The organism is Thermodesulfovibrio sp. (assembly GCF_049969575.1).
GTDB lineage: Bacteria > Nitrospirota > Thermodesulfovibrionia > Thermodesulfovibrionales > Thermodesulfovibrionaceae > Thermodesulfovibrio > Thermodesulfovibrio obliviosus.
The window spans coordinates 126275-139906 of the sequence record NZ_JBMFOO010000001.1; the positions used below are offsets into that span (position 1 = coordinate 126275).

The 13632-nt window shown below is 35.8% G+C and carries 13 protein-coding genes and 1 CRISPR repeat array; of the genes, 4 read left to right on the top strand and 9 right to left on the bottom strand.

Annotated features, from left to right (window positions below):
- Positions 1–5: 5 nt before the first annotated feature.
- Genes ACP5O9_RS00640 through mtnA form a run of 4 tightly spaced genes read right to left on the bottom strand, consistent with a single transcriptional unit; the run spans position 6 to position 4114 of the window.
- Positions 6–1388 (bottom strand): NAD(P)/FAD-dependent oxidoreductase, encoded by a 1383-nt coding sequence (locus ACP5O9_RS00640; protein ID WP_353686492.1) that lies wholly within the window; start codon positions 1386–1388, stop codon positions 6–8.
- A complete protein-coding gene (gene surE, locus ACP5O9_RS00645) occupies positions 1372–2121 on the bottom strand; it encodes a 5'/3'-nucleotidase SurE (RefSeq protein ID WP_353686493.1) in 750 nt (249 codons plus the stop codon). The genes ACP5O9_RS00640 and surE overlap by 17 nt, the downstream gene beginning before the upstream one ends.
- Positions 2121–3089, bottom strand: a complete 969-nt coding sequence (locus tag ACP5O9_RS00650; protein ID WP_428723240.1) for a polyprenyl synthetase family protein — start codon at positions 3087–3089, stop codon at positions 2121–2123. The genes surE and ACP5O9_RS00650 overlap by 1 nt, the downstream gene beginning before the upstream one ends.
- Positions 3086–4114 carry an S-methyl-5-thioribose-1-phosphate isomerase gene (gene mtnA, locus ACP5O9_RS00655; protein WP_353686495.1) on the bottom strand — a complete coding sequence of 343 codons (1029 nt, stop codon included), beginning with the start codon at positions 4112–4114 and terminating at the stop codon, positions 3086–3088. The genes ACP5O9_RS00650 and mtnA overlap by 4 nt, the downstream gene beginning before the upstream one ends.
- Positions 4115–4183: 69 nt before the next feature.
- On the opposite strand from mtnA, the gene ACP5O9_RS00660 reads away from it, so the two are divergent.
- The gene (locus ACP5O9_RS00660) at positions 4184–5134 is read left to right on the top strand and encodes a radical SAM protein (RefSeq protein ID WP_428723241.1); all 951 of its coding nucleotides are present in this window, start codon (positions 4184–4186) and stop codon (positions 5132–5134) included.
- Here ACP5O9_RS00660 and ACP5O9_RS00665 read toward each other — a convergent pair.
- Together ACP5O9_RS00665 and ACP5O9_RS00670 are read right to left on the bottom strand one after the other, a co-directional pair.
- Positions 5108–5587: a metallophosphoesterase gene (locus ACP5O9_RS00665; protein WP_353686497.1), complete on the bottom strand. Its 480-nt coding sequence runs from the start codon at positions 5585–5587 to the stop codon at positions 5108–5110. The two genes, ACP5O9_RS00660 and ACP5O9_RS00665, sit on opposite strands and share 27 nt — an antisense overlap.
- Positions 5565–6296, bottom strand: coding sequence for a segregation and condensation protein A (locus ACP5O9_RS00670; protein ID WP_424904863.1), 732 nt, complete (start codon positions 6294–6296; stop codon positions 5565–5567). The genes ACP5O9_RS00665 and ACP5O9_RS00670 overlap by 23 nt, the downstream gene beginning before the upstream one ends.
- Positions 6297–6325: 29 nt before the next feature.
- On the opposite strand from ACP5O9_RS00670, the gene ACP5O9_RS00675 reads away from it, so the two are divergent.
- A complete protein-coding gene (locus tag ACP5O9_RS00675) occupies positions 6326–7561 on the top strand; it encodes a molybdopterin molybdotransferase MoeA (protein WP_353686499.1) in 1236 nt (411 codons plus the stop codon).
- Here the strand turns inward: ACP5O9_RS00675 and ACP5O9_RS00680 are convergent.
- From ACP5O9_RS00680 to selD, 3 genes are all read right to left on the bottom strand, one after another.
- Positions 7551–8423, bottom strand: a complete 873-nt coding sequence (locus tag ACP5O9_RS00680; RefSeq protein WP_353686500.1) for an NAD-dependent epimerase/dehydratase family protein — start codon at positions 8421–8423, stop codon at positions 7551–7553. The genes ACP5O9_RS00675 and ACP5O9_RS00680 overlap by 11 nt on opposite strands.
- A 41-nt stretch (positions 8424–8464) precedes the next feature.
- Positions 8465–8944, bottom strand: coding sequence for an Hsp20/alpha crystallin family protein (locus ACP5O9_RS00685; protein ID WP_353686501.1), 480 nt, complete (start codon positions 8942–8944; stop codon positions 8465–8467).
- A gap of 105 nt (positions 8945–9049) precedes the next feature.
- Positions 9050–10072 (bottom strand): selenide, water dikinase SelD, encoded by a 1023-nt coding sequence (selD, locus tag ACP5O9_RS00690; protein WP_424904866.1) that lies wholly within the window; start codon positions 10070–10072, stop codon positions 9050–9052.
- Positions 10073–10155: 83 nt separating this feature from the next.
- On the opposite strand from selD, the gene mltG reads away from it, so the two are divergent.
- Together mltG and ispG are read left to right on the top strand one after the other, a co-directional pair.
- Complete coding sequence (gene mltG / locus ACP5O9_RS00695) at positions 10156–11151, top strand: endolytic transglycosylase MltG (RefSeq protein WP_428723242.1); 996 nt, start codon at positions 10156–10158, stop codon at positions 11149–11151.
- Positions 11144–12214, top strand: a complete 1071-nt coding sequence (gene ispG, locus ACP5O9_RS00700; protein WP_428723243.1) for a flavodoxin-dependent (E)-4-hydroxy-3-methylbut-2-enyl-diphosphate synthase — start codon at positions 11144–11146, stop codon at positions 12212–12214. The genes mltG and ispG overlap by 8 nt, the downstream gene beginning before the upstream one ends.
- Positions 12215–12710: 496 nt before the next feature.
- A CRISPR array of direct repeats spans positions 12711–13625; the repeat unit is 36 nt; unit sequence GTCGCAATCCCTTTTAAATGAGGTCAAGTTTCCTAC.
- Positions 13626–13632 lie beyond the last annotated feature (7 nt).

Consider the following 13632-nt stretch of genomic DNA (forward strand, 5'->3'; position numbering starts at 1 on the left):
AACATTTAAGTCCGTTTCAATATCTCCCTTGCTACAAGAATACCTGATACCGAAGCTTGAATCAAGCCCCTGCTGATTCCTGCTCCATCTCCTGCAGCAAAAAGATTATCTATTTCTGTTTCAAGACTTTCAGTTAGTTTAAGCCTCATACTGTAAAGTTTAATCTCTACTCCATAAAGAAGCGTATGATTTGAATTTATACCTGGCATAACTTTATCAAGGGCTTCAAGCATTTCAAGAATATTTATAAGATAACGATAGGGCAAAACAAAACTGAGGTCTCCTGGTGTAACATCCTTAAGTGTGGGTTGAACCGGGTTCTTGAGAATTCTTTCAGATGTTGATCTTCTTCCTTTTTTAAGATCACCAAGCCTTTGAATTAAAACTCCATGACCAAGATAATTTGCAAGCCTGGCAATGCTCTGCCCATAAAGAATTGGCTCACGAAAGGGTTCTGTGAAGTATGTGCTTGAAAGAATCGCAAAGTTGGTATTGTCTGTTTTTTTATTAGCATAACTGTGACCATTTACAGTCCATATTCCATTTATGTTTTCTCTGACAACTTCGCCATAGGGATTTACACAGAATGTTCTTACCATATCATCAAAAGTTTTTGAATAATAAATAAACTTTGGTTCATAACAGACTCTGGTAAATTCATCGCAAACTGAAGCAGGAACTTCAACTCTCACACCTATATCAACAGGATTAAGCTCTGTGTTTAATTTTAGCCTTTTTGCTTCCTCATTTAACCAGCTACTTCCTGCTCTTCCAGGTGCAACAACAATGTATTTTGCATAGAATTTTCTTTTATCTTTAAGTTCAATTCCTGATGCTTTAGTTCTGTTTACAATGATTTTGAATGCTTCAGAATCAAAGATTATATCAGCCTTTTTTGAAAGCTCCTCTTTTATTGCTTTAAGAATCTCAGCACATCTTTCAGTTCCAATATGTCTTATTTTTGATGGAATAAAGAGAAGTCCGCTTTTTGCTGCTTGAGCTTTGATTTTTTCAGCTACCTCAGGTTCTGGTTCATAGAGTTTTTCTGGAGCACCGTATTTAAGATAGATTTTATCAACATAATCAATAAGTTCAACGAGGCTGTCTCTATCTATGTATTTATCTAAAAATCCACCAATTTGAGGAGAAAGATTAAGCTTTCCATCGCTAAAAGCTCCTGCACCTCCCCATCCACTTAAAATATCGCATACTGCACAGTGAGCACACTTTCCTGTTTGCTCCATCGGACATTTTCTTTTTTCAATATCCTTTCCCTTTTCAATAAGTAAAACTTTTAATGAGGAATTATTAATTATCTCTAAGGCTGTAAAAATACCAGCAGGTCCTGCACCAACAATAATTACATCATACTTATTCTTCAATGCCATGTCTTTTTAAATAATCCAATGCCTGATAATTTGTTAAATCAATATGAAGCGGAGTAACTGATACATATCCTTCCATTATTGCCTGAATATCTGTTCCTTCCATTTTCTGCCATGATACAATTCCGCCTCCAATCCAATACTGTTTTTCTCCCCAGGGAGAGAAAATTTCATGAATTGAGTTTTCATAGGAACGTTTACCCTGCTTTGTTATTTTTATTCCATTGATTTCCTGTAAAGGTTTATTGGGCAGGTTAATATTTAAAAGAGTATCATGAGGAAGCCCCTTTTCAAGTATGAATTTTGCTATTTTTAATGCGTAATAACATGCTGTTTCATATCTGAAAGGTCTTTCTCCAACTATAGATATTGCAAAGGAGGGAACTCCAAGAATTGTCCCTTCAATAGCAGCTGAAACAGTTCCTGAGTATGTTATGTCCTCGCCAAGATTAGCTCCTTTGTTTATGCCTGACACAATTAAATCAGGTGCACGGGGCAAAAGTTTTTTCACTCCAACAACAACACAGTCAGTGGGAGTGCCGTTTACACTGTAGCAGCCCTCTCTTATTAAATCCACTTTAAGGGGTCTGTGCATTGTAAGAGCATGACTTACAGCAGAGCGATCTCTGTCTGGTGCAACAATGTATACTTCACCAAGTTCCTTTAAATATTCTGCCAGAGTTTGAATCCCTTTTGAGAAAAAACCATCATCGTTTGTTACAAGAATGAGCGGCATTATTTACTCCTTAGGGTAATATAATCAGCGATCATAAAAAGCCTTTTTCTGGCTTCAGAGTCTGGAAACACCTGAAGAGCCTTTTTTGCTTTATCTATGTACTGCCTCACTATTTCCATAGATGATTCTATGCAGTTGTATTGTTTTAGATAATTTAAAATTTTTAAAAGGTTTTCTTCTGAAAAATTGTCAGATTTTATAATGCCTACAATTTCTTCCTTTTCTTGAGCTTTTTTCATTAATTCAATAAGAGGAAGAGTAATTTTACCTTCCATTAAATCCTTGCCAAGTTTTTTGCCAAGTTCTGACTCCTGTGCTACATAATCAAGAATATCATCTACCATCTGAAACGCTATGCCTATATTATGTCCGAACTCAGTTAAAGCCTGAAGCTTTTCCTGTGGAAGTTCTCCTAAAATTCCTGCAATCCTGCACGCAGCTCTAATTAATCCTGCAGTTTTTCCTGTTATTATTTTTATATATTCATCAAAAGTTATTGTTGGATCTCCTGCTTTCATAAGCTGAAGAATTTCTCCTTCAGCCATCTGAGATGTTGCCAGAGATAAAGCTTCCATTATCGGAAGACTTTCCTGTGCTACTGATATATGCAATGCCTTTGCATAAAGATAATCACCAAGTAGCACTGTAACCTGATTTCCCCATATTTTATTAGCGGAAACTTTGCCTCTTCTCAGGTCTGCTTCATCAACCACATCATCATGAAGAAGACTTGCAGTGTGAAGTGCCTCAATTACTGCAGCCAGGATAACCCTTTTGTATTCCCTGTAACCAACAAGGTCTGCACTTGAAAGCAAAAACAATGGACGAAGTCTTTTTCCACCAGAGTTTACAATATATGCTCCTATTGTAGGAATTAAAGTAGCCTCTGACTGAAAAATGTTTATAAGCTCTCTTTCTACCTGTTTAAGTTCATTTTCGTATTGTTTGAATATATTCTGAAAATTCATAAGTTAAATCTCAGTTGATCTGGTTTAAAAATCCCTTTTTCAGTAATAATTGCTGTTATGTAATCAGCAGGTGTTACATCAAAAGCAAGATTTATTACTTTAATTCCTTCTGGAGCAACTCTCACTCCTTTAATAGTTGTTACTTCTTCCGGGGCTCTTTGTTCAATTGGAATCATATCTCCGGAAGGTATACTTAAGTCAATGCTTGAGGAAGGAGCTGCTACATAAAAAGGAACATTGTTTTCCCTGCAAAGAACAGCTAAGGAATATGTGCCGATTTTATTTGCTACATCACCGTTCCTTACAGTTCTATCTGTGCCAACAATTGCAAAATCAATCATACCTTTTCTTAGTAAAGCGCCAGCTGTGTTGTCACATATTAAGGTTACATCTATTCCAGCCTTCATGAGTTCAAAAGCTGTAATACGAGCGCCCTGAAGCACAGGTCTTGTTTCACAGGCAATTACTTTAAATTTTATTCCATTTTCCTTTGCAAGATACATTGGTGCAGTTGCTGTTCCGTATCCACCTGTTGCCAGTGCTCCGGCATTACAGTATGTTATAACAGTGCATCCTTCTTTAAAAAGATGTAAGGCATTTTCACCTATGCGTTTGTTTGTCTGTATATCTTCTTCATGAATTTTTAAAGCCTCATTTATTATTAAATCTTTGAGTTCAGAGACAGATAAAGAGGCATTTTTCTCTATCAGATTTTTAATTCTGTCAACAGCCCATTTTATATTTACAGCAGTTGGTCTTGTATTTATAACCCTTTGAAAAACAGGATTTAAATCTGAAAGAAATTTTTTAGCAGAAGATGACTTTAAACCGATAGAAGCGACTGCCACAGCATAAGCAGCAGCAATTCCTATTGCAGGAGCACCTCTTATTGAGAGATTTTCAATTGCCTGAGCTATTTCTTCATAATGCGTGCATTTTATGTATTCAATTTTTTCTGGCAAAAGCCTCTGGTCAAGTATATAGACAGCACCATTTTCCCATCTTATAGACTGAAGCATAGGCATATTATAACAATTTTTGCCAGGCTAAATCTTTTTCCCAAATGATATAATTAAAAAACAGGGAGAATTTCAATGAGTTCATCTAAGGCTCAAAATGCAGCTTATTTAAATTTATCAGATAAAGAGTTTAATCAAAAGATTGAAAAAGCATTTGAAATTCTGAAAAATTGCGCTCTCTGCCCGAGAAATTGCCATGTTGACAGAATCTCGGGTAAAAAAGGAGCATGTAAAGTTCTTATAAAACCCTATGTTTCAAGCTGGGGACCGCATTTTGGAGAAGAAGCTCCTTTGGTTGGAAGATACGGTTCAGGAACCATATTTTTCGGTTTTTGTAATCTCAGCTGTGTATATTGTCAGAACTGGACAATAAGCCATCTTGGAGAAGGTGAAGAAATCTCCTGTGATGAGCTTGCTCAAGTTATGATTTTTCTTCAAAATTCAGGCTGTCACAATATAAATCTTGTAACACCAACTCATCAGGTTCCTCAAATTATTAAATCAATTTACATTGCCCGTGAACAGGGACTCAGAATTCCGATTGTTTATAACTCGGGTGGTTATGAAGCAATTGAAACATTAAGAATTCTTGATGGAATCATTGATATTTATATGCCTGATTTTAAATATGCTGATAATGCTCTGGCTGAAAAGTATTCAAAGGTTAAAAATTACACTGAGTTCGCAAAAAAAGCTTTGAAGGAGATGCACAGGCAGGTTGGAGATCTGATTATAAATGCAGAAGGAATTGCAGTTAGAGGACTTCTTGTAAGACATCTTGTTTTACCAAACAACATTGCAGGAACTGAAGAGGTAGTGAAATTTATTGCTGAGGAAATCTCAAAAGATACATACATAAACATTATGGATCAATACAGGCCCTGCTGGCAGACAGATAAGTATCCTGAATTAAACAGAACAATAACGCACAAGGAGTTTGAAGACGCTGTGAATATTGCTTTAAAATACGGACTAACAAGAATTGACTGCCTTATTTATTCAAAGAGATATTACCGCTGGCTCTAAACTATCAAGATCAAGGACCACAACAGTTGCCTTTCCATAAAGCCAGCCACAGGCCTCCCCAGGATTTATGATCAAAGTATTGTTTACTCTGCGAATATCAACTTCATGCATGTGTCCATAAACGATTAGATTAAATCTACCTGATTGAGCAAGTGCTTCAATTGTCTGAGGTTCATGCATCAATGCAATTTTTTTACCTTCAATTTCTAATTCTCTTATTTGTGGTTGGATTCTTTCTCCATACATTTTCTTTAAAAGAACTTTATCTCCATCATTATTTCCAAAAACTCCGTAAAACTCACCTTCAAAGTCTTTAAAAACTCTCCATGTAAAGGGAGAGACAAAATCACCTGCATGAATTATTGCTTTTACATTGTTTTCTTTAAAAATTTTCAATGCCTTTCTTATGTTTTCCATATGATCATGGGTGTCAGAGATAATTCCTATTTTCATTTCTTTCCTCCAAATTTATTAAAATTTTTCCAAAAGGTTTTTCCTGATAGGCTATGGCAATTCTGAGTTTTATTAATTCCAATAATGCAAGAAAAGTCACTATAATTTCAAGTTTTGATGAGTTATATTTAAAAAGTTCATAAAAATCTATTGATTTTTTAAATCTCAGCAAATTGAGAATCTGTTCAATTTTTTCCTCAACCTTTATGGTTTCCTTTGGAACATATATTCTCGGCTGAGGTTTATCAAGTATTTTCTTTAAAGCCTGTAAAAGGTCAAATATATTCAATTCCTCAAGAAGAAATTCCTCCTGTTTTGATGTACTTCTTGAAAAAGCCAGGGACCATACTTCATATCTTTCTTTAAGAATTTTAGAGGCTTCTTTGAAATTCTGATATTCTATTAATTTTTCTACCAGTTCTTTTCTTGGGTCTTCTTCCTCAGGTTCTTGCACTGGAAGAAGCATTTTTGACTTTATATAAATCAATGTAGCTGCCATAACAAGAAACTCTGAGGCAATTTCAAGGTCAAGCTCTTTCATAAGTTCAAGATATTCAAGATACTGCTTTGTAATTAAAGCAATCGGAATGTCATAAATGTCTATTTTATTCTGTTTAATAAGATGAAGAAGCAAATCTAAGGGACCTTCAAATACGGGTAAATTAACCTGAATCATTTTATAGTATTTTAGCACAATCTTAGCTGGCATATCTCAGTTTTTTCTTGTATAATAAATCTATGCTTGATAAAAAATATCTGCTCCCTCAGGATGCTTTAAAGCTTATACTACATAACCTTAAACCAGGATGTCTTACAGTTGAAACAATTCCAATTGAGAAAGCTTATGGAAGAGTTACAGCAGAAGACATTCTTTCTCCTGAAGATCTTCCTGGCTTTGAACGTTCTACTGTTGATGGCTTTGCTGTAAAAGCTTTTGATACCTTTGGCGCAAAAGAAAGCTCTCCTGTTTATCTCACAGTTAAAGGTGATATAGCAATGGGGGCTATCCCCCATTTTTCTCTATCAAATGGTGAAGCTGCGTCTATTGCAACTGGAGGTATGCTGCCTGAAGGAGCTGATGCTATTGTTATGATAGAGCATGTTAATGTAATATCAAATGATTTGATTGAGGTTTTAAGGGCTGTTTCTCCTGGTGAAAATGTTATATTCCGTGATGAGGATGCAAAAAAAGGAGAAGTTGTTATAAAGGCAGGACACAGGCTTAAACCTCAGGACATAGGCGCTCTTGCTGGAGTGGGAATAACAACTGTTAAGGTTTTTAAGCAACCTGTGGTTTCTATAATTCTTACAGGAGATGAAATAATTCCTCACACTGAAAAAGTTACTCCTGGAAAAGTAAGGGATGTAAACTCCTTTACCCTTGCAGGGCTGTGCTATGAAAATGGCGCTGTTCCTTTAAAAATGGGAATAGTGAGAGATGAATATGATAAGCTTAAAGAAACTGTTCAAAAAGCTTATGAAATAAGTGACATAATACTTATTACTGGTGGAACTTCTGCTGGGGTGAAGGATTTAACAGCAAAGGTTATAGATGAACTTGGCTCGCCAGGGGTGCTTTTTCATGGTGCTTCAATAAAGCCAGGAAAACCTGTTATTGGGGCAGTATGCAATGGCAAACCTGTTTTTGGACTTCCTGGTCATCCTGTAGCTGTTTATATATGTTTTGAACTATTTGTCAAACCCGTAATTCATCATATGCTTAAAGTAACAGATAAAAACTTTAAAAAAACTGTAAAGGCAAAGATTTCAAGAAATATTCATTCTCAGGCTGGGAGAGAAGATTTTATAAGGGTATATCTTGAAGAGCATAATGGTGAGATATGGGCAACTCCTTTGTTAAGTAAATCCGGACTTATAATGAGCCTTGTAAAAGCTCAGGGAATTGTTCGTATTCCCTCTGAGCTCATAGGATTGTCAGAGGGACAAGAAGTTCTCATTGAGATTATAGATTAGATGCGATAGCCCACTTTATTTGTTCTTTATAAGGAATTGGCTTTCTTCCTAAAAGAGCTTCTATTTTCAAAGCTTCAGAGTCTTCACAGATGTTGTCTTTCCACATCATTTTGTACTGCTCCTGAGCCAGTATTTTAAGAAAAAACTTTGGAAAAGGAATAAAAATAACTTTTTTTCCAAAATATGTTGCAAAGTCATGAACAATATCACGTAGTGTTACTCTTTCATCTCCGCAAAGTTCAAAGATACCGCTACTGTGGTAATCTATGGCATTAATAAAGCATTCTGCTACATCTCTTACATCTACTGGTTGAAAGTAATAATTACGAATATCAGGAAATATTAAAAATGGCAATTTTTTAAGAACTCTCCTGAGCTCTAAAAAAAGGAGCTGCTGTGGTCCGATAATAAAAGAAGGTCGAAGTATCACAAATGGGATTCCAGTTTTTATAAGTTCCTTTTCAGCTTTAAATTTTGTAATATGATATTTAGATGGAGCCTTTTCATCAGCTCCTAATGCGCTCATATGAATTATTTTTTCAATCGGGAAGTCTTTTAAAATCTCATAAAGAGTCTTTGGATACTCATAATGGACTTTTTCAAACGTAGATTTTTGAGTTTCCTTAATAATTCCAATAAGATGAATCACATATTGAGGGTTGATAATTTTCAGGATTTCTCTTAATTTTTCCTGATCTGTGAATTCATTGAGTTGATAAATTTTTATATTTTTTCCAAAGAGAGATTTTGCTTTTTCAGGATTTCTTACAATTAAATGAACATCATATTTTTTTGTTAAAGCCATGTTTACAACATGTCTTCCAACAAAACCTGTTCCGCCTGTAATTAACAGTTTTTTCATAAAAATTCAAGGAGGGCATGCGCCCTCCTTGACCTGTTTAGTTATTCAATTTTTAGCTTCACTTCTTTTTTCTTTGCTTCTTCAGTCTTGGGAATTCTTATCTCAAGCACACCATTTTCAAATTTTGCCTTTGCTTTGTCAGTTTGAACCTCAACTGGAAGTCTGAATGTTCTTGAAAAGGAGCCATAAGAGCGCTCATATCTGTAGTAGTCTTTCTTTTCCACTTTTTCTTCTTTCTTTTTCTCACCAGAGATGGTAAGATAATCATCAGTGATTTTAACTTCAATGTCCTCTTTATTTATACCTGGAAGCTCTGCCTTGACAACCAGATCATCGCCTTCCTCAAATATGTCTACTGCTGGAGAAATAAACTCAGCTTCTTCTCTTAATCTTGGCACAAATGTTCTAAACAGAGAGAAAGGCCTTCTCATAATTTCATCAAAAACACGCTCAATTTCCTCAAAAGGAGAAAGAATTGAAGGTTCAACCCTTGCTACATCCTTTGTTTCTTTTCTTGTCATGGCTTACACCTCCTTTTAAGTGATATTGACATTATCTAACTAAATATATCATTAAAACTCCACTTTTGTCAAGAGGTTTTATTAAATTATTTTATACAATTTATATCAAATTAAAATAACCTTGCCATGGCTTTTTTCCAGAACCTCACCTACTGCGGTTGCTTGAATCCCCTTTGAATTCAATTTTGCAATCAAATTATCTGCTTTACTGGAGGCTACAGAGATAAGAAGTCCTCCTGAAGTTTGAGGGTCAGAGAGAATATCAAGGGTTACAGGGTCTGTTTTGCCAGTGTCGATCAATTTTGAGCAGTAGTTAATATTTCTTCTTCCACCTGCTGGAACAATTCCTATTGAGGCAAATTCATAAACTCTTGGTAACACTGGAACTTTATCTTTCCATATTTTTATTGTTACTTTGCTTGCCCTTGCCATCTCAAGAGCATGTCCTATCAGCCCAAATCCTGTTATATCTGTGCAGGCATTGACTCCAGTTTGCATCATTGTTTCAGAAGCTTCTTTGTTAAGGAGAGTCATTGTTTTTGTAAGAAGCTCTGTTGTTTCAGGATCAAGAAGTTTTCCTTTGAGCGCTGTTGATAGAATTCCTGTGCCAATTGGTTTTGTCAAAATTAAAATATCTCCTGTTTTTGCACCTCTGTTTGTAACAAATTTTTCAGGATGAACAACTCCAGTGGCTGAAATTCCGTATTTTATTTCAGGATCTTCAACACTGTGTCCACCTATCATAAACGCTCCTGCTTCTTTGAGTTTGTCAGCGCCTCCTTTCAGGATTTCCTTCAAAATTGATTTATCCATCTCATTTACTGGAAAACAAACAATATTCAGTGCCAGAAGAGGTTTTGCACCAACTGCGTATATGTCACTTAAGGCATTTGCAACTGCTATTTGTCCAAAGTCATAAGGATTATCCACAACAGGAGTGAAGAAATCAACGCTTTGCACAATAGCGATTTCTTTATTTAAACGATAAATTCCTGCATCAGACCAGTCTTCAGAGCCAATCAAAATATTGGGGTCTTTGGGTAAAGGAATCTCTTTTAGTATTTCTTCAAGGTCCCCTGGACCTATCTTTGCTGCTCAGCCAGCAGCCTTAACTTTTTCTGTAAGCATTTTAATACCTTGTTGTTTTTTTTAATTTTACCATAATTTTAAATAGTTTGCCATTTAATGTTTCCATTTGCTAACATTAAATAATGAAACTCTGGAAAGCTGTAGCAATTGTTTTTGCAGGCTATTTTTTATTTTTCACACTTTATGTAACAATAGAACTTACAAAACCTATAAATATCTCCGAGGATACAGAAGTTTACATACCCAGGGGTGCAACATTTTCCTCAATAGCTAAAACTTTTAAAGAAAAAGGGATTATCAGAAACGAGACTCTTTTCATTATAATAGGAAGAATTTACGGAATTGAAAGAAAAGCAAGGGCTGGATATTATCTATTTACTAAAGAAATGACAGTGCTTGATGTTATTAAAAAGCTTCTTCAGGGAAAGATCTTAGAATATACTATTACAGTTGTTGAGGGTGACAGTCTATACGAGATTGCTGAGAAGCTTTCAAAAATTAATCCTGATTTTAAAGATAAACTATTTCAGCTTGCATATGACAAAGCATTTCTTCGGTCTTTACAAATTGATGCGCCTTCGTTAGAAGGATATCTTTTCCCTGATACTTATAACATTCCAAAAGGACTGGATCTTGAAGAGATTGTCAGACTGATGGTAAAGAGATTCTGGGATGTTTATGATTCAAATTTAATGAAAAAAACAAAAAAAATTGGCTGGACAGTGAATGAAGTAGTTACGCTTGCATCAATAATTGAGAAAGAAGCAAAATTAGATGAAGAAAAGCCTTTAATTTCAGCAGTTTATCACAATAGACTTAAACTTGGAATGCCTCTTCAGGCTGATCCAACAGCAATTTATGGGGTTAAAAGATATAAGGATGGAGTCACAAAAAAAGATCTTAGAAACCCCTCTCCATACAATACTTACATAATTAAAGGACTTCCACCAGGACCCATTGCTTGTCCTGGATTAAAATCAATTTTAGCTGCTTTGAATCCTGCTAAGGTTTCATATCTTTATTTTGTATCTCGCGGGGATGGAACTCATGAATTTTCCTCTGACTATAAAACACACATTTCAGCTATAAGCCAAATAAGAGGTAGCAGAGTTGATTGAAAGAAGAAAGACAAGAAGAATTTATGTTGGAGATGTTTCAATCGGAGATGGAGCTCCTGTAAGGGTTCAGTCAATGACTAAAACAGATACTCGAAATGTTAAAGCCACTGTCAGACAGATAAAAACACTTGAAAAAGCAGGTTGTGAAATAATAAGGGTTGCAGTTCCTGATGAGGCTGCTGCAAAAGCATTAGGAGAAATAAAAAAAATGATAAAAATTCCTTTAATTGCAGATATACACTTTAATTATAAACTTGCGCTTGAGGCAATTAATCAGGGAGTTGACGGATTAAGAATAAATCCTGGAAATATTGGAGCAAAATGGAAGGTTAGGGAAGTGGTTAATGCTGCAAAGGACAAAAGGATACCAATAAGAATAGGAGTTAATGCAGGATCTTTACCAAAAGATTTAATTGAAAAATACGGAGGCTGTACACCTCAGGCAATGGTTGAGGCAGCAGAAAGGCACATCGAAATTCTTGAAGAACTTGATTTTCATGATATTAAGGTTTCATTGAAAGCATCAGATGTTATGAAAACAGTTGAAGCTTACCGTGCTTTCAGCAATAAATATGACTATCCACTTCATGTTGGAATTACAGAAACAGGACCTGTGCCAGAGGGTGTTGTAAAGAGTTCCATTGGCATAGGACTTCTTTTACTTGAGGGGATTGGAGATACAATAAGAGTTTCTCTTACAGATTCTCCTCAGGTTGAAGTTAATGTGGCATACGAGATATTGAGGGTGACAGGATTAAGACAGTTTGGAGTTGATATAATAAGTTGTCCTACCTGTGGAAGATGTGAGGTGAATATTAAAAAAATGGTGAAAGAGGTAAAAAAAGCTCTGTCGTATATAAAACAGCCTATACAGGTAGCTATAATGGGCTGTTCAGTTAATGGTCCTGGAGAAGCTAAGGAAGCAGACTTTGGAATAGCAGGAGGACGCAGACAGGGAATAGTTTTTGCAAAAGGAAAAATTATAAAAACAGTAAAAGAAAACAAGCTTGTAGATACCTTAGTTGAGGAAATTAGGAAATCCATTGGTACAATGCATCATTAAAGTCGCAATCCCTTTTAAATGAGGTCAAGTTTCCTACTTACTGGCTTAATTAAAAACAAAGCCTTCTCAGGTATTTTGTTTTTATTTAATTTGCTGTCTTTTGTTCACAAAAACGCAAACTACACCACCATTGTTATAAATAATTTGGTGGTTAAAGTCACAGTATAGTGCTACAAAAACAAGAGGGTATTGGTCGCTCCCCCAACTAGGAGGTAAAAAAGCTACTATTTGCCCTTGTCTGCAATTGGAAGGGTTTCCTAGATCTGAGACAACACAAAACTGAGAGTTGTCTATTTTTTGGAATTTTTTTGTGCATCCAGATAAGGTAATAATGGTAGCTATACTTAAAAGTATCAGCAAAAACAGGAATTTTTTCATATACCCCTCCTCTCAAAATAGTGTTAACTCTTTTTAATTTTCTTACAACTTTTCTCATTTTGTCTAGATAAACATTATAACAAATGCGGAAACTATGCGAAATACGACTTTATAAGATGTCGCAATCCCTTTTAAATGAGGTCAAGTTTCCTACAGCAAAAGCTTGGACCGAGGGAAGTATTGGTTTTGTCTTGTCGCAATCCCTTTTAAATGAGGTCAAGTTTCCTACGATTACAAGGTTAGGAGAGGAATTGTATTTGTGAGATTGTCGCAATCCCTTTTAAATGAGGTCAAGTTTCCTACGTCTCCCTTGTGGAGGATCTCTCCCGGAGGGATTTCACGTCGCAATCCCTTTTAAATGAGGTCAAGTTTCCTACGCCTTGTGATAAGGAAAGTTGTTTTTATGCCAAATATGTCGCAATCCCTTTTAAATGAGGTCAAGTTTCCTACCAGAGACAGCTTATATAGGCTTTATTTCCGCGGTTGGGTCGCAATCCCTTTTAAATGAGGTCAAGTTTCCTACTATGAAAAAAGAAAAAATTATTGAAATATTAAGAAAGTCGCAATCCCTTTTAAATGAGGTCAAGTTTCCTACCTCTACGGGTGGCAGTCTGAGTTACTTTTCGGTAGCCGTCGCAATCCCTTTTAAATGAGGTCAAGTTTCCTACTTAGGAGAAAATTTAATAGCATCATGCGCCATTGAGGGGTCGCAATCCCTTTTAAATGAGGTCAAGTTTCCTACGTAAATGGGAGGAGCTACCAGAGTCGGTAAAGATTTCGTCGCAATCCCTTTTAAATGAGGTCAAGTTTCCTACGCTTACCCGGTCGGAGGAAGGTATTGAAATGACTGGGTCGCAATCCCTTTTAAATGAGGTCAAGTTTCCTACTGAAGAATTCATAAAAATATGGAACAGCTTGACTCAGTCGCAATCCCTTTTAAATGAGGTCAAGTTTCCTACCCAGGTATTGGAAAAAGTTCTCTCGGAAGAGAGATTGCGTCGCAATCCCTTTTAAATGAGGTCAAGTTTCCTACAAGCCCC

Coding starts and splice junctions, on each gene's coding strand:
- ACP5O9_RS00640 (WP_353686492.1), bottom strand. CDS start 1,388: ATGGCATTGAAGAATAAGTATGATGTAATTATTGTTGGTGCAGGACCT.
- surE (WP_353686493.1), bottom strand. CDS start 2,121: ATGCCGCTCATTCTTGTAACAAACGATGATGGTTTTTTCTCAAAAGGG.
- ACP5O9_RS00650 (WP_428723240.1), bottom strand. CDS start 3,089: ATGAATTTTCAGAATATATTCAAACAATACGAAAATGAACTTAAACAG.
- mtnA (WP_353686495.1), bottom strand. CDS start 4,114: ATGCCTATGCTTCAGTCTATAAGATGGGAAAATGGTGCTGTCTATATA.
- ACP5O9_RS00660 (WP_428723241.1), top strand. CDS start 4,184: ATGAGTTCATCTAAGGCTCAAAATGCAGCTTATTTAAATTTATCAGAT.
- ACP5O9_RS00665 (WP_353686497.1), bottom strand. CDS start 5,587: ATGAAAATAGGAATTATCTCTGACACCCATGATCATATGGAAAACATA.
- ACP5O9_RS00670 (WP_424904863.1), bottom strand. CDS start 6,296: ATGCCAGCTAAGATTGTGCTAAAATACTATAAAATGATTCAGGTTAAT.
- ACP5O9_RS00675 (WP_353686499.1), top strand. CDS start 6,326: ATGCTTGATAAAAAATATCTGCTCCCTCAGGATGCTTTAAAGCTTATA.
- ACP5O9_RS00680 (WP_353686500.1), bottom strand. CDS start 8,423: ATGAAAAAACTGTTAATTACAGGCGGAACAGGTTTTGTTGGAAGACAT.
- ACP5O9_RS00685 (WP_353686501.1), bottom strand. CDS start 8,944: ATGACAAGAAAAGAAACAAAGGATGTAGCAAGGGTTGAACCTTCAATT.
- mltG (WP_428723242.1), top strand. CDS start 10,156: ATGAAACTCTGGAAAGCTGTAGCAATTGTTTTTGCAGGCTATTTTTTA.